The 21,182-nt window shown below is 40.1% G+C and carries 16 protein-coding genes; 8 read left to right on the forward strand and 8 right to left on the reverse strand.

Annotation, left to right across the window (positions count from 1 at the left end):
* The first annotated feature begins 3 nt into the window (after window positions 1-3).
* Window positions 4-789 (forward strand): FHA domain-containing protein, encoded by a 786-nt coding sequence (locus A4S05_RS18645; protein WP_069071294.1) that lies wholly within the window; start codon window positions 4-6, stop codon window positions 787-789.
* Window positions 790-818: 29 nt separating this feature from the next.
* Here A4S05_RS18645 and A4S05_RS18650 read toward each other — a convergent pair whose 3' ends face one another.
* The 6 genes from A4S05_RS18650 to A4S05_RS18675 form a co-directional block, all read right to left on the reverse strand.
* Window positions 819-1,517, reverse strand: coding sequence for a zinc-dependent metalloprotease family protein (locus A4S05_RS18650; protein ID WP_069071295.1), 699 nt, complete (start codon window positions 1,515-1,517; stop codon window positions 819-821).
* A gap of 7 nt (window positions 1,518-1,524) precedes the next feature.
* Entirely contained in the window at window positions 1,525-2,922 is a 1,398-nt protein-coding gene (locus A4S05_RS18655) for a TerD family protein (protein WP_069071296.1), read from the reverse strand.
* 103 nt (window positions 2,923-3,025) lie between these two features.
* Window positions 3,026-3,601 (reverse strand): TerD family protein, encoded by a 576-nt coding sequence (locus A4S05_RS18660; RefSeq protein WP_370684467.1) that lies wholly within the window; start codon window positions 3,599-3,601, stop codon window positions 3,026-3,028.
* 66 nt (window positions 3,602-3,667) lie between these two features.
* Window positions 3,668-4,270: a TerD family protein gene (locus A4S05_RS18665; protein ID WP_069071298.1), complete on the reverse strand. Its 603-nt coding sequence runs from the start codon at window positions 4,268-4,270 to the stop codon at window positions 3,668-3,670.
* 183 nt (window positions 4,271-4,453) lie between these two features.
* The gene (locus A4S05_RS18670) at window positions 4,454-5,032 is read right to left on the reverse strand and encodes a TerD family protein (RefSeq protein WP_370684468.1); all 579 of its coding nucleotides are present in this window, start codon (window positions 5,030-5,032) and stop codon (window positions 4,454-4,456) included.
* Window positions 5,033-5,461: 429 nt separating this feature from the next.
* On the reverse strand, window positions 5,462-7,636 hold the full coding sequence (locus A4S05_RS18675; RefSeq protein WP_069071300.1) for a DEAD/DEAH box helicase: 2,175 nt from the start codon (window positions 7,634-7,636) through the stop codon (window positions 5,462-5,464).
* 352 nt (window positions 7,637-7,988) lie between these two features.
* Between A4S05_RS18675 and A4S05_RS18680 the strand changes: the two genes are divergently transcribed.
* From A4S05_RS18680 to A4S05_RS18710, 7 genes are all read left to right on the forward strand, one after another.
* A complete protein-coding gene (locus A4S05_RS18680) occupies window positions 7,989-8,579 on the forward strand; it encodes a PEP-CTERM sorting domain-containing protein (protein ID WP_069071301.1) in 591 nt (196 codons plus the stop codon).
* A 562-nt stretch (window positions 8,580-9,141) separates the two neighbouring features.
* Window positions 9,142-10,431 carry a glycosyltransferase family 4 protein gene (locus A4S05_RS18685; RefSeq protein WP_069071302.1) on the forward strand — a complete coding sequence of 430 codons (1,290 nt, stop codon included), beginning with the start codon at window positions 9,142-9,144 and terminating at the stop codon, window positions 10,429-10,431.
* 662 nt (window positions 10,432-11,093) lie between these two features.
* Complete coding sequence (locus A4S05_RS18690; protein WP_069071303.1) at window positions 11,094-11,741, forward strand: TetR/AcrR family transcriptional regulator; 648 nt, start codon at window positions 11,094-11,096, stop codon at window positions 11,739-11,741.
* A gap of 293 nt (window positions 11,742-12,034) precedes the next feature.
* Window positions 12,035-13,642, forward strand: coding sequence for an efflux RND transporter periplasmic adaptor subunit (locus A4S05_RS18695; protein ID WP_069071304.1), 1,608 nt, complete (start codon window positions 12,035-12,037; stop codon window positions 13,640-13,642).
* Window positions 13,643-13,763: 121 nt separating this feature from the next.
* On the forward strand, window positions 13,764-16,955 hold the full coding sequence (locus tag A4S05_RS18700) for an efflux RND transporter permease subunit (RefSeq protein WP_069071305.1): 3,192 nt from the start codon (window positions 13,764-13,766) through the stop codon (window positions 16,953-16,955).
* A 121-nt stretch (window positions 16,956-17,076) separates the two neighbouring features.
* Window positions 17,077-17,526 (forward strand): RpiB/LacA/LacB family sugar-phosphate isomerase, encoded by a 450-nt coding sequence (locus tag A4S05_RS18705; protein WP_069071306.1) that lies wholly within the window; start codon window positions 17,077-17,079, stop codon window positions 17,524-17,526.
* A gap of 91 nt (window positions 17,527-17,617) precedes the next feature.
* Window positions 17,618-19,000, forward strand: coding sequence for a carotenoid oxygenase family protein (locus A4S05_RS18710; RefSeq protein ID WP_069071307.1), 1,383 nt, complete (start codon window positions 17,618-17,620; stop codon window positions 18,998-19,000).
* Between the two features lie 421 nt (window positions 19,001-19,421).
* Here the strand turns inward: A4S05_RS18710 and A4S05_RS18715 are convergent, their stop codons facing one another.
* Together A4S05_RS18715 and A4S05_RS18720 are read right to left on the reverse strand one after the other, a co-directional pair.
* On the reverse strand, window positions 19,422-20,129 hold the full coding sequence (locus A4S05_RS18715; RefSeq protein ID WP_069071308.1) for a hypothetical protein: 708 nt from the start codon (window positions 20,127-20,129) through the stop codon (window positions 19,422-19,424).
* 116 nt (window positions 20,130-20,245) lie between these two features.
* Window positions 20,246-20,953, reverse strand: coding sequence for a CAP domain-containing protein (locus A4S05_RS18720; protein WP_069071309.1), 708 nt, complete (start codon window positions 20,951-20,953; stop codon window positions 20,246-20,248).
* Between the last annotated feature and the right edge of the window lie 229 nt (window positions 20,954-21,182).

The raw sequence follows: 21,182 nt of genomic DNA on the forward strand, positions 1-21,182 counted from the left end.
ACTATGCAAAATTTAAGTACATCCAATGCTATAGGGCTGAATTTAGAGCTTTTTCACGTCCAAAGCAACACTGCTTTTGAATTACCACCAAATATTGCGGTGTTTCATATCGGTAAACCCAACGACCAAATTCCACCAGATATTGATGTTTCCAACTTGCCAGATGCAGATGTAGTTTCTCGCATCCATGCACAGATTCAGAAGCACATAAATAATTATTTTATTGAAGACTTAGGAAGTTCTAATGGGACATTTGTAAATAACATTAGATTAGAACCTAGAACACCCTATCAAATAAATTTAGGAGATAGAATAGACCTTGGTCAAGAAGAAAAAGTCACATTTATATTCCAAGATCAGATACAATATCAGCAAAATCTTATCTCTTCTGCAAATACCACAACAATGCAGGCTCGAATTCCTCCGCAAAACACACAAACTTCGGTAACTCAGACAACCAAATTTGTAGGCTTTGCTTTGATGGTTGCAGGTATGATAATTTTAACTGCAAATATTCGAGTTGGGATATTTTTTGGTATTCCTGGTTTATTGCTATGTATATCTGGTATTTTCGTCCTTTGTCAACAGCAAATAAACCCTAACTTAGGATGGATTTTGATGGCGTTAGGAATTGTAGTCATCGCTTTTACTGGTAATGTATTCGCGTCAGTCAATCTTTTAATTGTTTTGGCATCATCTGCTTTATTCTTCGCCGGATATCAACTTTCTAGTACTGGAAGAATCTTAAATTATGATTTGCGATCGCTCCAGTCTTTAATTAAAAAATAGTTTATTTTAACTAATTACGAAATTACGAATTATCTCAATCCTGCTTCTCTGCGAATTGCATTATTCATCGAGTTGATTTGCGATGCGTGAAATGATGGAGGCATTGAGCTATGAATGATATGATCAAGTCCATCATGCATTACATCTGTTGGTAGCGCAGAGTGATCCAGCCCTAATGTATGTCCAATCTCATGGGCAATCGTATTGGCAATTAAGTTAGACAATTGATTAACATGAAGACTGGCATTGTAAGACGCATATAATACTTGATCAATGCGGATGATAGCACGGTTTGTAACCATTCCTAATTTAAAAGTAGCTACTCCTAAATAGTCAACTGGCTGCTTATCAGCAAATATATAGACGTGAGTAAAGTTGTCTCCCCATTCCTTGGGTTCAGGTGGATCTGATGTCAAAAATACTTCAACGCTTCTAAAAGCACCGTAGAGCTTAGAAAAGGCATCGCTGAGAATACTATTGATTGCTTCGGTATTTTCCTCTTCGATATCCATTCCCGAAACGTCTACCCAGATGCAACGGCGAAACTCGCTATTTCTCTCTATAAGAATTTTTCCACAGCAAGGGCAAAACTCCCACTGAGGCTGAATGCGTGAACTACATCCCTGACAACGGAGTTTAGGGGGTCTAGTCAAATCTATGCGTTCCCAAATCGGGACTTTGAGCTTGCGATTGGGTCTAGTTAAATCCAGGCGATCGTAGAGAGACATTGATTTTTTATTGTAATAGATTCTTCGTTTTAGCCAATTTGACCCAGTTTGGATATTCAGTCATCAGTAAATCATAAAGCTCTTGATCTGGTATGCTTTCTGGGTCTTCTAAACTGAAAAAATCTGAATTATCAAGATAGCGATCGCTCATTTCGTCAAGCCGCTCTAGAAAAGTAAAATCACTGGTCTTTGCTTTAGCTAGCCAACCTAAAATACCTTTACCTTTAACATCCTTGCGTGACTTGCCAATTGCCATAAATTGCCAAAAAATAGGCTCATACGAAGACTCTTTAAGATATTGTTCTGTTTGTGACTCATCAGAGGTTGCTCCATCCGTCACAAACATGATATAAACTGGATTAGCACTTTTTTGGTTACCTTTTTTAGAGATTGGAAAATAGAATTTTCTAATCATATCTATAGCTTTACCATAGTAAGTATCACCTTCTAGTGGATACTCTTTCAAGAGATTTGGAATAAAGGTTTTAAAATTTTCAATAGTCATTTCACCTGCGTTATAGGCTTTAGCTCCGAATAGAAATATATCAATGGAAGCGTTATCATCAAAACGACATCCTAAAGCTAGAATTTTTTCAGCAAACCGCTGAATTTTACCTAAAGTATAGAGCGCACTCATTGAGCCAGAGATATCAAGGCAAAGCACAACCTTAGCCTTATGATTCGTCAAATTTGCTTTTTGTAGTGATATATCTGCTTTTTTAACAAGATTGAAAATATGTGGTGCTTCTCGCTCAAGCTTTTTCTCTAACGATATATTTAGTTTCGTTTTACAGTTTTCTTGCACACTTTCTACTTTTGTAGATTCTTCCTGTTTAGTTTTGGTCACATATTTATCTACAAAACTTTGTAGTCCAGAACTATAGCCTTCTCCTACCGCTTGAAACCTCCATTCATTCTCTTTTTTATATAAGCGTCCAAATTCCAAAGCTGTCTCTTGAGAAAAAGCCTCTCTTAAATTGTACCGAGCCAGAGAATTTTTGTTTTCGTGGTTGTAAATCTTGATAAAGGCATTTTTGATTTGGCTAAAATTCTGATTTTTTTCTTGCCCTTCATGAATAGTGACAACAAAAACTATCTCTTGAATAGCTGGATTGACTTTTGCTAAATCAACATAAATTGTCTCATCATCTCCGTTATCTTCCCCAGTTCTATTATCTCCTGAGTGTCTTAAATAACCATCGAGTGATTGAAGGTTATTATAGAAAACAAAATATTTATCATTGGGAATTTTCCCATCTGCACTTAACATAAACACAGAAGCATCAATATCATAGCTTTGCCCAGCTTGATTTACTTGCCAACCCAAGCCAATAGCTACTTTCTTTAAATTTGGAGCTTCCTTAGAAAGATTAAACCTGCTACCTTTTGTTAATTCAATTTCCATCTCATATACATCCTATAAATTAAACTTTTTTAATTAATTTATGCAAAAAAAAAGGGGGTAATAACAGTGAATACCCCCTTTGGATTAACTTTTGAGATATTTACTAAGCAGCATATTGGTCTACAAAACTTTGCAGCCCTGATTTATAACCAGCCCCAACAGCTTGGAATCTCCATTCTCCATCTTTTCGATAAAGTTTACCAAATTCGATTGCAGTTTCCGCAGAGGCATCTTCATCTAATTCATACTTAGCAATTTGCTTTTCTGTGGTGTTGTCATAAATTCTGATAAACGAGTTTCTGACTTGCCCAAAGTTTTGCTTTCTTTGCTCTGCTTCATGAATAGTGACCACAAAAACTATTTCTTGAACTGAAGCATCAACTTTGCTTAAATCAACTTGAATTGTTTCATCGTCTCCTATACCCTCTCCAGTTCTGCTATCTCCCTCATGTTTCACAGAACCATCTGGTGATTGTGAGTTATTGTAGAATACAAAGTACTTTTCGTTAGGGATTTTTCCGTTAGCACCTAACATAAATATAGAAGCATCTAGGTCAAAAGCTGAACCTGTATCTGTAACGTTAATATCCCATCCTAAACCAATTCCAGCATTTTTTAAGCTTGGTGCTTCTTTTGAAAGATTGATTCTTTCGCCTTTGCTGAGGTTAATTGACATGATTATTACCTATTTTTGAAAATTAATTTGATTTTGAATTACTATTGATTTGAGTAAATCAATATGTAGTTAAGCATAGACTTTCACAAGTCCTTCTAAACCATTAACGTTAATGCCGTTGCCAATTGCCGCCATTTTCCACTCATTATTGTGATTATAAATTTCAGCCATAATCATCCCGGTCATTCCTTTGTATTCAGAACCGGACAGATGATACTTAGCTAGTTCTTGATTATTAGATGTATTAACTAGGCGTACAAAGGCATTTTTTACCTGTGCAAATTCTTGCTTCCGAGTAATACAATCATAAATATTAACTGTAAAAACCAATTTTACAATCTCTTTTGGTAGTCGAGCTAAATCTACAAGAACCTGCTCGTCATCACCTTCTCCCGCACCTGTGAGATTATCACCCAGATGGGTAATAGCTCCTGATTTATGAGATAGATTCCCAAAGTAAACAATATTGCCTATATCTGTTATTTTGCCATTTTGATCTAAACAGATTATGGAGGCATCTAAATCAAAGTCTGGAGCGTTACTAAAAGCACCAAAAAACCCGCCACCGGAATGTTTTGCTATATCCCAGCCCAGTCCACACATCAGTTTTGTTAGCCCAGGAGCTTCTTTAGAAAGTGATATGCGTTGTCCTTTTTGTAAGTTAATTCCCATGTAATTTATTTCAAAGTATATGTAATTTACAAGATGACATCTAAGGTTTGCTTTATATTTTTAATGTTTTTAATCTTCAAGTTTGAGATTTATTAAAAAATATCAAATATAGAGCAATATAGTTTTCTGAAATCAGCTTTATGTCAGCATTAGAGAATATCTTAGAGACTTCTAGCAGACCTATTAGCTATAGCGGTCAAGTAGTGATTTCAAGCCACCTTGATAGCCTGAGCCAACTGCATTAAGACGCCATTCACCGTCTTTACGGTAAAGTTCTGCCATGATTAATGCTGTCTCTACAGAGTAGTCTTCAACAAGGTCATAGCGGACTGCTTCTTGTTTTGTTTGGGCATTGACAATACGCACAAAAGCATTTTTAACTTGACCAAAGTTCTGATTACGTTGCTGTGCTTCATGAATAGTTACAGTAATAACTATTTTTTGAACATCTGCGGGTACTTGTTCTAGGTTAACTTTGATGACTTCATCATCTCCTTCACCTACACCGGTAAGATTATCTCCCATGTGCTGAAGCGATTTATCAGGATCGGGACTTGTGAGGTTATTATAAAAAATAAAGTGGTTATCAGAAATAAGTTTTTCGTTAATACCCAACATGAACACTGAGGAATCTAGATCAAAGTCATAACCTGTATCTGTAGCTTTAACGTCCCATCCAAGTCCAATAAAGACATCTGTTAAGCCAGGAGCAACTTTGTCAAGTGAAACTCTTTGTCCTTTTGTTAGTGAAACTGCCATAATTTTTCTTCCTATTTATAGCAAATTGATGCACAAACTAAGCAAGCTTTTTATTGTTGCTTTAAAATAATTGGAGAATTTTTAGATGGCAACAAAAAATTAATCAGCTATAGCGCTGATTGTTTAGAAAAGCTTCACCAGTAATTATTTAATTTTTGAATTGGCTAGTTTTGAAGGTTGATTGTATCAACCAACTTTTCTATCATAATTAACCAATAAGTTAAACTATTTACAGTTGAGTCATAACACACCACACAATTGAATGTGTGTCATATTTGTTATGCGCTCTATCGTAGTCACCTTCAAGAAGCACTGAAATCAGGAAAAATACGTAAACTCAAAAACTCTGTTTTTGGGGTTACTGGTGTCTTCCCTCTCTGCGTAAGAGCGTCTTTCTGAGGTAAGGATTATGCAACTTAAAGACGGATTAGTTTATTCTCTCCACATTGCCACTTGCTGTTTCAGTTCCTTCATATCCAAATAATCGTTAGCAAAAGCTTTCCATAAAAGTGGATGAGGAATAAACCCATCATATTTTTGAAGTTCTGGTGCTTCTGAAGTACTGACTAAATCTTCTGATGTAATTCTTTGCTCACACAATGAAGCAATTTCATTGTAAAGATGTTTAAATTTATTCTTGCCTAATTTAATTGTCAAATAATATGGATTTACTCCGCCAATACTTGTAATTTCCAACGATTCTCGGCAGTAGGAATTGAGTAATCTTTCTAAGGTGCGATAAGCAACCGTACCCATCCAAGGAAAAATGCAACATTTACCTTTTTCCAGTTGCAAAATATTCTGCTTATCTAATCCAACCTGCTGTGCCAACTGGCGAACTTGACGTAATCGTTGCAAGGCATTTTTTTGCAAGTAACTATACTCAACATTTTCCAATAAAATTTGCTGCATTCGTTGTAAAACTTTGGTATGAATAGTACCACTGCCACCACGCCAGTAAATACTCGCTTTACCCTCGGCTTGTTTAACAAAAATAGCTTTCTTTTTAAAGTCAACTTCTAGGACTTCCCAAGTTCTCCCAGCTAAAGCAAATTGATTGCCAACCGGAAGCGGTGTGACGATACTGCCAATTTCTGTTGCACCTTGCTTAACAATATATTCTTGCTGTTCAGCAAAGACAGCATAAAACTGAAATTTCCTCACCACCTTTTCTCCTGCCAAACCCAGGATTAATTTACCTTGTTCGGTATGCTGAATATGACCAATATCAATTAAATAGCGTAGCAATAGTTGGAAATCTTCTTTTAAAATAGCAGCGAAGGGCGGCAGACTAAAAATTTGTTTAGCTAAAGCATTGGCTGAAATTTCACCTGTTGCTGTTAAAATACTCATTGTCTGGTGATAAAGCAAACTCAAAGGATATTTAATTGGTTTGATTGGTTCAATCCATTGCTCCTCTAAATAAAGTTGAATAATAGCTATACACTGCAAAAGTTGCCAAGGGATTTGCTCTGGTAGAGAAGCTTCTGCTAATGGCTGATCTTCGGCACAGACAAAGCGCATATCCGCAGCTTCACCTCTTCTACCACTGCGTCCTAAGCGCTGTAAAAAACTAGCTACAGAGTGGGGTGATTCTAACTGAATAACTCGCTCTAAATGACCGATATCTATGCCTAATTCTAGAGTCAGAGTGGCAGCAGTAACAGCTGGATTGTTGGATTCACGCATTGCATTTTCAGCAGATTGCCGCAAGCTAGAAGATATACTCCCATGATGTACATGATATATATCTGGTAGTCCTTGTTCTGTGGCAATTTTTCGTAAAGATGCAATTACAGATTCGGTACGTGTGCGATTATTAGCAAATATTAGACATTTGCGAGATTTGCTAAGGTTGAAAATATATTGTTCATCATCTGTCGCCTCCGATTCATCTACTTCATCATTAATATAAAAATGTTCTACAGCTAGTTTTATTTGGCGTTTTATGCTGTCGATTTTCGGTGTAATAACTGGCTTGTCTGTTCCTGAACGCAACCACTCTTCAGCTATTGAGTAATCACCAAGAGTTGCTGACAAACCAATACGGCGTGGTTGTTTTTGCGTCAACTTTGCTAAACGTTGTAATTGGCAAATAATTTGACAACCGCGTTCTGAACCCATAAAAGCGTGAATTTCATCAATGACGACAAACTTTAAATCACCAAATAAGCGAAGTAGGTCGTTATTTTTGTTGATTAACAAACTTTCTAAAGATTCTGGTGTAATTTGGAGAATGCCTTGAGGATTCTTTAAAAGCTTGTTTTTTCGAGTTTGCGAAACGTCACCGTGCCAGTGCCAAACGGGAATATCTGCTTCTTTGAGTAAGTCGTTGAGACGCTCAAATTGATCATTAATTAAAGCTTTGATTGGACTAATATACAATGCCCCTATGGTTGCAGCCGGGTTGGCATGTAATAGAGTCAAAACTGGCAGAAAGGCTGCTTCTGTTTTACCAGCAGCAGTTCCAGCAGTAACTAGCAAGTGAGCATCAGTATCGAATATGACTTGACAAGCGGCAATTTGAACTGGTCGTAATTCAGTCCACTGGTGATGATAAATATATTCTTGGATGAAGGGTGCGAGTCGGCTAAAAGCATCGCTCATATTTATTTTTTATAAGTAATTAGTAACAGGTAATGAATTGACTGCATTTTTACAAACAGGGAAAATACTTAAAATAATCCCGTAACGCTTGATAGGTATAGCTTTTTAGGGAAGAGGTCAGAATATATTACATATAAACGAGCGTAGATGCGGAGCGGCTTGTCGTAAGACATCGCTACAGACTTGATATTTTATATAAAACTTCACAAAAAAAGTGTTTCTCTTTATTGATTTATTACATTTGCTAGCGTGCTTTTATGCGGTATTTACGTATACATATTTCTATCTTAAGCTTAGTGTTGTGTGATGCATATATCAATGCATCATGTCACTCAATTTTGGAGTTATGACAATGACAAATATTTTTGCCAAAATCGCTGCTACCACAGCAACCAGTGTTGCTTTTAGTGTTGCGATCGCAGCTAGTGCTAACAATCCAGCCCAAGCTATTGATTTAAACTTCAACTGGCTAGGTGATGCTGGTTATTCAGCAATCGGTTCATTCAGCTACGACGAAACTACAGCACCTACAATTATTTCAGAAAGTGGTAGTGGAGCAACCAACTTTTTACAATCCTTGAATATCTCCTTCTTAGACCCATCTAATAATCTGCTTGGAACTTATAACACCGTTGCTGATGGAGTCTCAGAATCTAATTTCTTCGCTTTCAACTTTGATACTTCCACTCATACCTTATTCGGCCCCTTTGATGTAGCAGGAGGGACGGGTGTAATCGGAGAATATTTCTTCCAGGGAACCGTTGGTGATTCTTTGTTCTTACGTCAGGATATCGATCAACAGACAGCATTCATAACATTAGATCAAAATTCTGGTTCTATTCAGGTATCCAAAGTCCCGGAACCTGCTTCTATGTTAGGTTTACTGGCCTTTGGGATATTGGGTGTAGGCTCAACTCTGAAGAAAAAGCAAGCCTCTTGCTAGGAAGTAGGGCTTTCTAGTTAGAGGTTGCCAATTTTAGTTTAATGAATCTCTATTCTAGCTCCAATGGTTAAGTGAGTTGGTGAGTCTATTATCCAGCCTTATCAGTTCGCGATCGCTCGAATACTTATGTCAACAAGTATTCGAGCAATCACTGATAACTTGGTTAAAAATACTTCATGTGCCAGTTGAAAGGGCGGTATGAGGGTTATATGCACAAGCTTAAATATAATGCTACAATCCCCGAAGTTTAAATTTAGACATTATGCATGATTCAGGAGCTAGCAAATCAACTATTGTGATCATCACCAAAGTCTAAAGTCTGTGTTTATAAAGAGCCTAAAGTCTTTACACAATCTGATATTTTAATTTTTAAGTCTTTTATGCAATACAAAAACTATCTTTTAAAATTAAAATTATTCAGAAAATTTATAAACAGAGCTTAATCCAATCTTAATCAACAAATCTTTAAACTTAAATTGAGTAATAAAAGTGGCAGCCATTACTGAAATTAGCAATAAGTCCGCTGATCTCAAGCTGTCTTTACAAAATTCACAAATAGCTCATGCACATTCTGATCTATTCCTACAACTATCATCCAGAGCCGATTGGAATTGCTCCATTAATGACTGAATTGGCGGAAGGACTAGTAAAGCGAGGTCATGAAGTGCGAGTGATTACGGGAATGCCCAACTATCCTCAGCGCGAAATTTACGATGGATATCGGGGTAAGTGGTATATTACTGAACAAAAAAATGGCGTAACCATTCAGCGAAGTTATTTGCGAATTAAGTCTAAACCTAACCTCGTAGATCGGCTGTTGCTGGAGTTGAGTTTTGTTTTTACGAGCTTACCCCAAGCCTTTAAAGGCGGACGCCCCGATGTAATTATCTTAACAGTTCCGCCTCTATTCGGTACGTTACCAGTAACAATATTTGGTTGGTTATACAACTGCCCGGTAGTTCTAAATGTGCAAGATATTTTACCAGAAGCTGCGGTACGTATCGGGCTATTAAAAAACAAGTGGATGATCCGAAGTCTTGCAATCCTAGAGAAGTTTGCATATCGGACGGCACACACTATTAGTGTCATCGCTGATGGGTTTCGTGAGAATTTAGTGAATAAGGGAGTACCTGTTAATAAAATCGTTTGTATTCCCAATTGGGTGAATGTAAATTTTATTCGCCCTTTACCGAAACAAAACAACTCTTGGATATCTAGCCATCAACTCGATGGAAAATTTGTAGTACTTTATTCGGGCAACATTGCTCTAACACAAGGTTTAGAAACAGTAATAGAAGCAGCCGTTTGTTTGCGTCATATCAAAGATATTGTCTTTGTCATCGTTGGCGAATCAAGAGCATTGCAAAGGTTGCAGGAATATTGTCTTTTAAATGGAGCAGATAATGTTTTGCTGCTACCATTACAGCCACGAGAAACACTTCCCGAAATGCTAGCCGCATCTGATGTAGGGCTGATTGTGCAAAAGCATAATGTGATTTCGTTCAATATGCCTTCAAAAATACCATTGCTATTGGCGAGTGGTCGCCCGATTGTGGGTTCTGTTCCTGCCACTGGTACTGCTGCCAAAGCAATCCAACTCAGTGGTGGTGGGATAATTGTTGAGCCAGAATCACCCGATGCAATGGCTGCTGCGGTGCATGATTTATATACTAATCCTGCTCTAGGGGCAAGGCTTGGTAATACAGGAAGACAGTTTGCCGAAGAAAACTATTCCTTGGAGCAAGCACTTGATCGGTATGAAGGGCTGCTTTCTTATATTGTTACTAACCGGAAATCTACTCTGAGGATATTGCCGGATTTGGATTCAAAGGAATCAGTTGTAGATGGTTGAAGACTGTTGAGGACTGCTCACCACATATTTGGGTCTGAATCCTAAGGCTTCACGCAATGCTTTAAAGTAATGAGTAATGAGTAAGGAGTAAGGAGTAAGGAGTAAGGAGTAAGGAGTAAGGAGTAAGGAGTAAGGAGTGGATGAAAAATGGGTATTTACTCATTACTTATTACTTATTACTCATTACTCCTTCTTAAGAGCGTCTTTAGGTCGGTGAGGATGTCAATTAATTAGCGAACACCAGGCGACTGCACAGACAAAACCCTGATTTGGATAAATTAAATCACCCATTCGGGTGAGTTAAAAATCAACCGATCGGGTGACCTAAGTGTAGGAAGTTGAGACTGCTGAAAAATAGGACTCTAGAGAACACTGATTGATTGGATGTCGTTCTTGGTGAGGATAACTTGATGAAACTCGTAACCTTGATTAGTAGAGCTGGATTAATCAGCGTAGGCATAACCCCTAGGTCGAAGCAAGCTACGCGCAGCGTATCGCAGACAAGCCTTTCGTAGAGAAGGTATCACTTTTCCTCCCTAAGATCACTATTCACTATGAATCAAGACCGATAAACTCATCTGTAACTTATACCAATCTTGTCTTCTATGTGGTTATAATGCAAGCAAGCACTTACATGTGCAAGCAAGTACTTGCAAACCCTCATGGAAAACTTAGCATCAAGGACGGCACAAACTCGTGCACGCTTGATCAAGGCGGCAACTAAGGTGTTTGCAACGGCAGGTTTAACAGGAGCGACAACGCGAGAAATTGCTCGTGTTGCTGCGGTCAATGAGGTAACTTTATTTCGTCATTTCCACAGCAAAGAGCAACTACTAGCTGCTGTGATTACCGAAGCGATCGCTTCCCAATCCAAAACTTTAGCTGCTCACAAGGACTGGACTCAAAACCTGTACATTGACCTCAAGAATTATGCAAGACTTTGCAACCAGATGATGGAGGAGCATGAAGACCTGATTCGGACATTGATTGGAGAAGCGAAGCGACACCCCCAAGCAGCCAGTCTGATGTTATACGAAGCTAACAAATCGATGCGTGAACATCTGGTTGTGTATCTGCAAAACAGTCAACAGAAGGGCACAGTGTCCTCAGATATAGATTTGAAAGCATCTGTAGATAGTTTTACGGGTATGTTGCTTCACGGTATGCTGCGTTTTAGCGATATCCCCACCACACTAGATTACAGTCGTCAATGTTACATAGAAACTTGTGTCAATTTATTTGTGCGCGGTATTAGCACTTTGCCATTGAAAGAGGCTAGAGGTTCAGTTGATTCCCTTGCAACAAGATAAATCGTGTTTTCTCTTAGAGTTAAGGCTCTGATTTTACACTGACTAAAAAAGTTTTATAAATTACACTTTAAAAAATTGACAGGAGTTAAGTAATTTACAAATTAACCATAAAGTGATATGCGATATTGTTTGGTTTGAGTTGCTAGACATAGTGAGCGATCGCCCAAATACCCAAATATATATTTGATTTGGCACCAACATCAAGAAACAAGGGCTAAAAAACTATTCAAACAATGCTTTTTTAGCGAAGAGTAGATTGCCCAAGTCTAAATCCATAAGACGAGAAACCGAAGATGTCCCATTCTGAGTTCCCTGATTCTCACCTGCCTGCTGAAATAGAACAGCCAGCTGTTAATGATTCTAGTCAAGAATCGCAACCATTGTTGGAGCGATCGCCAAAGCCACCGCAAAAACGCCGTTGGCCGCTAATTTTGGGAATTGTTTTGTTAGTTGCAGGTGTTGGTTTTGGTTGGCGCTGGTGGCAAACTAGTAGCGCTAGTGATGCACCTGCTGGGGCCGCAGCTGGTCAACCGATGGCAATTCCCGTCAAGCTAGCAACTGTGGAAACTGAAACCGTGCAGGAAAGTTCGGAGTTTATTGGCTCCTTAGAGGCTCCACGTTCGGTAATCATTAGACCACAGGTTGACGGACGAGTTACCCAGATTTTCATCCAAGAGGGCAACCGTGTTCAACAAGGGCAAGTCATTCTTAGCTTGGAAAGTGATAATGTCCAAGCTCAATTATTACAAGCAAAAGCCGGACTAGAACAAGCCCAAGCAAGGCTTGCTGAACTGCAAGCGGGTACGCGACAAGAAGAAGTTGCCCAAGCTAGAGCGCAGTTAACCCAAGCCCAAGCTCGTTTTCGAGATGCCCAATCGGGATCACAACCAGAAGAAATTGCTCAAGCTGAAGCTCAAATTCAGTCAGCTAAATCTGATGTGGAACTAGCACAATCACGCGCCAAGCGATACGCACAATTGAGAAAAGAGGGTGCAGTTTCTCAAGATACCTTAGAAGGATATGTCAAAGAACAGCAAAGTGCTGAAGCTGCCCTGGTTGTGGCTCAGAAACGCCTAGACCAACTTCGCCAAAGCAGAAATTCTAGTATCAATGAGCTAGCTGGTGCTTTAGAACAACAGAGACAAAACTTAAGGCAGCTAGAAAATGGTTCTCGCCCAGAAGAAATTGCCCAAGCGCGATCGCAAGTAACTCAAGCAGCAGCCCAAGTCAAATCTGCCCAAGTTCAACTGCAATACACAAAAGTCCTTGCACCTTTCACCGGTATTGTTGGTGATATTCCAGCAAAGGTGGGAGATTATGTGCAACAAGCAGATCAACTCACTACACTGACTAGAAATGACTCTTTAGAACTGAATATTTCCGTTCCCTTAGCTGAATCCAAAAAGCTGCGTTTGGGATTACCTGTGCAAATGTTGGACACCCAAGGCAAACCCATCGCTACTGGTAAGGTGAGTTTCATCTCTCCAAATGCTAGTTCAGATTCGCAGACAGTTTTGGCTAAAGCCAACTTTGGTAATTCCAGAAGTCAACTGGTTAATCGTCAGGCAGTGCAAACCAAAGTCATCTGGAACGAACGTCCGGGAATCTTAATTCCAGTTACAGCAGTATCTCGCCTAGGTGGAGAGACTTTTGTATTTGTGGCTGAAGCACCGCAGGAAAAGCCTAAAGCTGAAGCACCGGCAGAAAAAACCAAAGCTGGAGCGCCATCTTTAGTAGCTCAACAAAAGCCCGTGAAATTGGGAGTTATTGAGGGGAATAATTATCAAGTTATCGAAGGATTAAAAGCTGGGGACAAAATTGTTGTTTCCGGTATTCTCAACCTAACCAATGGCGCTCCCATCACTCCTGCACCAGAACAAGTAGGTAGTCGGAGGCCTTAGTTGAAGATGAGAGAGCAGGGGGAGATGAGGGGCAGAGGGGAGAAGCTTTTCCCTTGCACCAATGCCCAATGCCCCATGCCCCATACCCAATGCCAAATGCCCAATGCCCAATTTTTAAACTATGTTTGTTGACTTCTTTATTAAGCGGCCAATCTTTGCGTCGGTCTGTGCGATCGTCATCCTTCTAATAGGATTAATCAGTATTCCTACACTGCCGATCGCTAGGTTTCCAGAAATTAGTCCCACCCAAATTAGTGTAACTTCCAACTACAGCGGAGCTAGTGCCGAAGTTGTAGAAAGCGGAGTGACAAATATCTTAGAAAGGCAAATCAACGGGATTGAAGGACTAAGATATCTCACTTCCAGCAGCAGTAACGATGGTACTAGTACCATTACAGCCACCTTTGATTCTTCACGAGACAAAGATATTGCGGCTGTGGATGTGCAAAATCGTGTTTCCGTTGCCCAACCGCAACTACCAGAGAGTGTACAACGCACGGGAGTGCAGGTATCAAAACAGTCAAGCAATATTCTCTTAGCAATTGGTTTATATGCTGAAAATAAAGAGTACGACAATATATTTTTAAGCAACTATGCTGACCTTTACTTAGCAGATGCCTTAAAAAGAGTCAAAGGTGTAAGTGACGCACGAATTTTTGGTGAACGTCGCTATGCAATGCGTTTGTGGTTAGATCCAAGTCGCCTTGCTAGTCGCGGACTAACAACTCAGGATGTAGCCGATGCTTTATCCGAACAAAATTTGCAAGTCGGTGCAGGGAGAATTGGACAAGAACCGGCTCCTGAAGGACAAAGGTATCAACTTGATGTACGTGCTGTCAGCCGATTAGCAGAACCATCAGAATTTGAAGAAATTGTCCTCAGAACTCAAGAGGATGGCACCTTAGTTAAGCTCAAAGATGTAGGTAGAGCCGAACTGGGTGCAGAAAACTACAGTTCATTTCTACGATTTCGTGGCAACGATGCTGTCGGTTTAGGGATTTATCAGGTTCCTGGCAGTAATGCCTTGGATGTAGCTAGAGGAGTCAAAGCCGAAATAGCACGATTGGCTCCGAATTTTCCGCCAGGGATGCGATATCAAGTAGCTTTTGACACAACATCCTTTGTAGAAGAGTCTTTGGCAGAAGTGATCAAGACTCTGATTGAAGCGGTGGTGTTGGTGGTGATTGTAATTTTTGTGTTCTTGCAGGATTGGCGAACCACTTTAATTCCCGCACTAACTATTCCCCTGGCACTGATTGGGACATTTGCCTTCATCAAAATTTTTAACTTTTCCATTAATAGTTTGACTTTGTTTGGTCTGACTTTAGCATCGGGGATGGTGGTAGACGATGCGATCGTCGTGGTGGAACAAATCAGCCGTTTTATTCAGGATAAAGGTATAAATCCTCGCCGAGCCGCTAGTGAATCGATGGCGGAACTATTTGGCGCGGTTATTGCCACTTCACTCGTGTTGATGGCGGTGTTTGTGCCAGTGGCGTTTTTTCCGGGAACTACAGGCGCACTTTATCGGCAATTTGCGCTAACGATCGCCTTTTCCATTGCGATTTCGACTTTTTTGGCTTTGACCTTAACACCTTCTTTGTGTGGCGTGCTACTGCGTCAAGAACAAAGACCTCCCAGGTGGATTGCCTGGTTGTTTGACCTGATTAATCGGTTTCTAGAATGGGTAAGGTCAAGCTATGAGCGATCGCTTACCTTTATCACACGATTTAAAAGCGTCGTAATTGGGTTGTTTATTGTCTCCTTGGGTATGACTGCTTGGCTGTACACCACAGTACCTACAGCCTTTCTCCCAGATGAAGACGAAGGCTACTTCCTCACAATTATTCAAGGGCCTCAAGGCGTTTCGCTGCAATATACCAGCGATGTTATGGCACAGGTAGAAAAAGAAATTCTGCAAGTTCCAGAAGTACTAGGAACTTTCGCCGTGGGAGGATTTGGTTTTAGTGGTAGTACCGCCAATAGTGGCATCATCTTTACAACTTTAAAACCTTGGGCAGAACGCTCAAGACCCAATCAATCAGTACAAGCGATTATTGGCAGCTTGCAAGGAAAGTTATTGTCCATCCCAGAAGCCAGGGTATTTCCTGTAAATCCGCCACCAATTCAGGGTTTAGGCAACTTTGGCGGCTTCGTCTTTCAACTGCAAGACCGCAGAGGTAACAGTGGTTTAGAAAATCTAGTGCAGTCGATGGGTCAATTGCTGGGTAAAGCTAATCAAACACCAGGATTACAAGCTGTATTTAGCACCTTTGCCGCAGATACACCACAATTGCTTGTGGAAGTAGACCGCAATAAAGCCAAATCATTACAAGTTTCTATAGATGATGTCTTCAGTACATTACAAACTGCTTTGGGATCGCAATATGTAAATGATTTCAATCTCCAGCAGCGCAATTACCGCGTATATATCCAGGCAGACCAACAGTTTCGTTCTAACCCCAAGGATATTGGTAAACTGTACGTTCGTTCCCAAAGGAATCAAATGATTCCTTTGAGTAACTTAGTCACAGTTACTTCGACTGTGGGAGCGCAAACGATAAATCACTACAATTTGTTCCGTTCAATTGAAATTAATGGTTCCGCCGCTCCTGGCTCTAGTTCTGGAGACGCGATTAAGGCAATGGAACAAGTTGCTCAAGAAGTTTTACCAGCAGGTTATGGTTATGAATGGTCTGGTACTGCATTAGAAGAAATAGACTCTGGTGGTTTAGCACCTTTGATATTTGGATTAGGAATAATCTTTGTGTTTTTGGTACTAGCTGCTCAATACGAGAACTACGTTGATCCCTTTATCATTCTGTTATCAGTTCCCTTAGCTATCTTTGGAGCGCTGATAGCTCAATCAATGCGGGGTTTTGCGAATGATGTTTACTGTCAAATTGGTCTAGTAATGTTGATTGGTTTAGCTAGTAAGAACGCAATTTTGATTGTGGAATTTGCTAACCAATTGCGAGATCAAGGACTTTCGATTACCAAAGCAGTAATTGAGGCTTCACAAGAGCGTCTACGTCCAATTTTGATGACTGCCTTTTCTACACTATTGGGGATTTTCCCCCTAGCTATTGCCACAGGAGCCGGGGCGGGAAGTCGTCAATCATTAGGAACAACAGTATTTGGAGGGATGTTAATTGCGACTTTCTTGAGTTTGTTTGTAGTCCCGATTTTGTATATTGTGATTAAGACGACAACAGAGCGTTTTTTCAAACCAAATCGGCGTCAAGAACTACAAACAGAAGCAGTGCCATTGAATGGTAACACTGCTGTATATTCAACAAAATCTGAGGATTAATTTGTAATACTCGCCAAGGGCGAGAAGCAAGCTACGTAGTTCGTAATTTGTAATTCTTCCCTGTCTCCTATAAACATCGTAGTATGAGGAGATGGGGAAGACTAATTTCAAAGGGGAATGCATGAAAATCGCTATTGGCAGTGATGAACGCACCAACCTTACCGATAGGGTACTGGCAGAACTTAAGCAGCGTGGGCATGAAGTTATACCCTTCGGTTCCCTAGCCGAGAATGATCCTGAAGTCGATTGGCCTCTTAGTTGTAGTAAAGTTGCTTTGGCAGTGGCAACCCAGAAAGCAGATGAGGGGATTGTCTTTTGTTGGACTGGTACTGGCGCATCTATTGCCGCCAACAAAGTCTCTGGGATACGTGCAGCCTTGTGCCATGATGCTGAGACGGCACGTGGGGCCCGGATCTGGAATCATGCGAATGTTCTAGTATTAAGTTTACGTGCTACTACAGAAGCGATCGCTAAAGAAATATTAGATACCTGGTTTAGCACACCCTTTTCTGATGATGAGTGGAACCTCCTGCAAATAAAACGAATTAAACAGTTAGAGAAAAAGGTTTAATTTGTAGACAGATTGCAAAAATTCCCTAACGCCCTCAAAATTTCTCCGTGGGCATTGATAGCAAACCGAAATGTACATTTAAATTAAAACAATGCCAACAATAGCAGTCAATCCATATCTCGATCGCAACTTTGCTCCAGTCCATGAAGAAATCACCACTGACAAATTGCCAGTTATCGGTGAATTACCACCTGAACTATCGGGGATGTTTGTGCGGAATGGCCCTAACCCTCAATGGGCACCCATCGGTCAATATCATTGGTTTGATGGCGATGGGATGTTGCATGGTGTGCAAATTAGCAACGGCATAGCCACTTATCGTAACCGCTACGTGCAGACAGCCGGATGGAAAAAAGAACGAGAAGCGGGTAAAGCTATCTGGAGTGGGTTGTTAGAACCACCGCAAATGGATAACCCTCACGGTGGCTACAAAAATACTGCCAATACTGCCTTAGTGTGGCACGCCGGTCAAATGTTGGCACTGAACGAGGGGGGTAAACCTCACGCGATCAAGCTGCCTGAATTAGAAACCATTGGTGAGTATAGCTACAATGGGAAGCTAGTTTCTGCCTTCACAGCCCATCCCAAAGTAGACCCAATTACAGGCGAAATGATCTTCTTTGGCTACTCTGTGTTTGTGCCACCGTACCTGCAATATAGTGTAGTCTCAGCACAAGGGGAATTGTTGCGGACAGTGCCAATTGAACTGCCCATAGGGGTGATGATGCACGACTTCGCCATCACTGAGAACTACACAATTTTCATGGATTTGCCGCTGACTTTTAATCCGGAAAGAGCGCAACGGGGAGAACCTGTAATGATGTTTGAGCGCGATCGCTCTAGTCGTTTTGGAATTCTACCACGTCACGGTGACAACAGTAATATCCGCTGGTTTGAAAGTCCTTCTTGCTACGTCTTCCATACCCTCAACGCCTACGAAGATGGAGACGAAGTAGTGCTGATTGCCTGTCGCATGACTTCTACTAATGTTTTGGGTTTAGATGATTCCCAACCCGACCCAGAAGCAAATATTCCTCGTTTACATTGCTGGCGATTTAACCTCAGCACGGGGACAGTACGTGAAGAAATGTTGGATGATGTAGCTTCCGAATTTCCTCGCGTCAACGAAAACCTATTGGGGCGAAAAACCCGATATGGCTACAGCAACAAAGCGGCAGACAGTCCCCTACCTTTATTTGAAGGTATTATTAAGTACGACTTCAGCAGTGGAAAATCCCAAACCCATGAATTTGGAGAAGGACGCTATGGCGGTGAAGCTGTGTTTGCGCCGCGTCCTGGTGCAACGGCTGAGGATGATGGTTGGCTTATGACTTTCGTCCATGATGAGGATTCAGATACTTCCGAATTGGTAGTGGTGAATGCCCAAGATGTAACTGCTGAACCCGTAGCGCGAGTAATAATTCCCCAGCGAGTACCCTATGGGTTTCATGGTGCCTGGGTTGCAGAGAAATAAGTTAGGTAGATAATACTATTCGGTTAAAGCAAGAGACGCGATGAATCGCCGTCTCTACAAAGGACTAATTATTGTAGAGACGGCGATTTATCGCGTCTTTAAACCTCAACGTTGAGCCTTTGAACCTCGAAGTTGCGCCTTTTAAACAATTCAACTTAGAAATATATCTAACTATTCTTGAATTTACAGGGGTAAGCATGTAGTAAAATTTGCTCACCTCCGTAAAGTGGAACATGGCTTTAGATTTCTCCTGTCAAAATCTTCGAGGACGCAACTCAGAGCAAAAACCGCAATCACCATGTTGAAAGGGATATTTTCTAGTTTACCTGCGATCGCATCCCTGGTGGAGGCGGGTAATAAATTATTACCTGCGATCGCCAAGCTATTCAGTTTGAGTTTGGAATAATTTGGACAGTATACTTTAGTCGTCGGATACTTTTGCTCGAAATAAATCAAAAACTTCCATTCCCTCTTGTAAGAACAATTCAATCTGTTCTGGTTCAAGACGTACATTTTCACGGTAATAGATCAAGCAGGCGTCAGATGCTTCTAGACATGGTGTTGTTTGTGTAGCTGGGTAAAATCCTATTTTGCCTTCAAAAAAATTAACTACATTGTCAGTAAATATCTCGCGAATGCCTTCCTCATGACTACCACGTAACAGATATTGTTCAGAAAATCTGGGATATTTTTTAAACTTTATATCCTGGTATCCTAAAAAATGACTGAGTTGGTCTAAAATTCCTTTTGGTTTTAACAAAAACTTAGGAAGACGCATATTATCGTCATATAAAAAAGCTACTGTTTGCCAATGCTCGTGTCTAGTTTTCGCACTAGATATTGAGTATCTATATTCAAATATGTATATTTTAAAGTTTTTTATTTCTTCCGACAATATATTTTTAACTAGCTTTCTCCCTCCTTGCTTGAATAGTCTAAAATTATGTAAATGCTGCATGATGTTGTTACTGTCTTCTGATAAGAAGTTCATTGTTAACTGAGCAGCAATAAGTTTTATTTTGTCACTTCTCTGTTGTTCTTTTTTTGTTTCCCATTGAAAATATAAAACATTTACAACAACAGCTACAAGAGTAAAAAATACTATAAAAACAATAAAATCTCTAGACATAAAACATACAATTTTGGATTTTATATTTTGGATTGGGAATAAGGCATTGTGCAGAGGGGGAAAACTCTTCTCCCTTTTTCCATGCTTCCTGCTTCTTTCCCATTCCCCATCTCAAGTTATTTTTCCTGATACCCACCAGCGTAGTTAATTACACAAATTGTTCTATATGATTTGTGAGTTCCATAAGCAACACCGGAGACTTTAAAAGCGCCGTTAAAAATGCTTTTTCGATGACCGCGATCGCGCACACCATCATCAATAATTAACTGCATCACGATATCTTGAGCAGTGCTTGGGCCATAACTGATATTTTCGCCTGCGGTTGTTTGCCATTTACCATAGCGGTTGATGCGAGTAAAAGGGTTGCTACCATCGCTACCATTATGACCTGTAGCACCTTTTGGGCCTTGGTCTTTAACGTGGTCTTTTGCTCCTAAAGACATACCTTTAGATGCACTCAACGCTCCTACAGGACGCGCTGTTTTCAAAAATGCGATCGCTTCATCAACTGCTTTAACTCCTTCTTGAGTTCGCAAATAGGTATTATTAGAAATTTTGACTCGGTTCCCCTCAAAGCGCTTTCTATAATTTTCCAGAATCGGGAGATAGGCCTTGGGATTTGTTCGTACTTTATTTGTTTCAATAATTACTTGTTGTTCCAACGGTGAAAGGTAACTCGCCTTTGCTAACAAAGTCGGACTAGTTTGTTGTGGAACTACCGTTGGGTTAGGGTTGGCGACAGATGGATTAGATTGAAACAGTTGATCTGAGCAGCCGAATATCAAAGCAATTGGAAAAAATAGCCAAAATCTTATGCGACGCATCCATTACCTCACAATTTTGCTATGGATTAATTTAGTGAATTAGAAGAAATAAGAATTTTGAACGCACAGATAAGTTTGTAGACTATTCTGCCGTTAGAAACGATATTAGAACTTAAGTGAGTTCGCTAAAAAAAGCGCAGATTAATGCGCTAATAATATAGATAAAGTTGCGATCGCCTTTGTTCCTAAAATGTGACAAATCTATCACTTAATACCTGTTGTAACCTTG

It is taken from the genome of Nostoc sp. KVJ20 (assembly GCF_001712795.1).
Classification (GTDB): domain Bacteria; phylum Cyanobacteriota; class Cyanobacteriia; order Cyanobacteriales; family Nostocaceae; genus Nostoc.

Coding starts and splice junctions, on each gene's coding strand:
- A4S05_RS18645 (WP_069071294.1), top strand. CDS start 4: ATGCAAAATTTAAGTACATCCAATGCTATAGGGCTGAATTTAGAGCTT.
- A4S05_RS18650 (WP_069071295.1), bottom strand. CDS start 1,517: ATGTCTCTCTACGATCGCCTGGATTTAACTAGACCCAATCGCAAGCTC.
- A4S05_RS18655 (WP_069071296.1), bottom strand. CDS start 2,922: ATGGAAATTGAATTAACAAAAGGTAGCAGGTTTAATCTTTCTAAGGAA.
- A4S05_RS18665 (WP_069071298.1), bottom strand. CDS start 4,270: ATGGGAATTAACTTACAAAAAGGACAACGCATATCACTTTCTAAAGAA.
- A4S05_RS18675 (WP_069071300.1), bottom strand. CDS start 7,636: ATGAGCGATGCTTTTAGCCGACTCGCACCCTTCATCCAAGAATATATT.
- A4S05_RS18680 (WP_069071301.1), top strand. CDS start 7,989: ATGACAAATATTTTTGCCAAAATCGCTGCTACCACAGCAACCAGTGTT.
- A4S05_RS18685 (WP_069071302.1), top strand. CDS start 9,142: ATGCACATTCTGATCTATTCCTACAACTATCATCCAGAGCCGATTGGA.
- A4S05_RS18690 (WP_069071303.1), top strand. CDS start 11,094: ATGGAAAACTTAGCATCAAGGACGGCACAAACTCGTGCACGCTTGATC.
- A4S05_RS18695 (WP_069071304.1), top strand. CDS start 12,035: ATGTCCCATTCTGAGTTCCCTGATTCTCACCTGCCTGCTGAAATAGAA.
- A4S05_RS18700 (WP_069071305.1), top strand. CDS start 13,764: ATGTTTGTTGACTTCTTTATTAAGCGGCCAATCTTTGCGTCGGTCTGT.
- A4S05_RS18705 (WP_069071306.1), top strand. CDS start 17,077: ATGAAAATCGCTATTGGCAGTGATGAACGCACCAACCTTACCGATAGG.
- A4S05_RS18710 (WP_069071307.1), top strand. CDS start 17,618: ATGCCAACAATAGCAGTCAATCCATATCTCGATCGCAACTTTGCTCCA.
- A4S05_RS18715 (WP_069071308.1), bottom strand. CDS start 20,129: ATGTCTAGAGATTTTATTGTTTTTATAGTATTTTTTACTCTTGTAGCT.
- A4S05_RS18720 (WP_069071309.1), bottom strand. CDS start 20,953: ATGCGTCGCATAAGATTTTGGCTATTTTTTCCAATTGCTTTGATATTC.